General features: G+C 61.2%; 1 protein-coding gene. It reads right to left on the bottom strand.

Going from position 1 to position 232, the window contains the following annotated elements; genetic code table 11:
- Nucleotides 1–31: 31 nt before the first annotated feature.
- The coding region (locus tag IRT45_RS36525) for an IS3 family transposase (RefSeq protein WP_194810297.1) at nt 32–232 on the bottom strand (201 nt) is incomplete at its 5' end.

Below are 232 nucleotides of genomic sequence, written 5' to 3'. Positions count from 1 at the left end.
AAGGGGCTGCTGCACGTTTGGGTGACAGTGGTTATGCGGCCTGAATTACCGCTGGGGTCATGATTGTCTCGTACTCGATCGGGGTCAATCGGCCGAGCCGGGCCTGGCGGCGGCGTCGGTGGTAGGTGCGTTCGATCCAGGTGACGATCGCGATCCGTAGTTGTTCGCGGGTGTCCCACCGCTGCCGGTCCAAAACGTTGCGTTGCAGCAGGCTGAAGAAGCTTTCCATAGC

Origin of the sequence: Nocardia sp. BSTN01 (genome assembly GCF_015354405.1) — a bacterium.
Lineage (GTDB): Bacteria > Actinomycetota > Actinomycetes > Mycobacteriales > Mycobacteriaceae > Nocardia.
The sequence above is the reverse complement of the archived record's forward strand: the minus strand, read 5'-3'. Positions and strand labels throughout refer to the sequence as shown.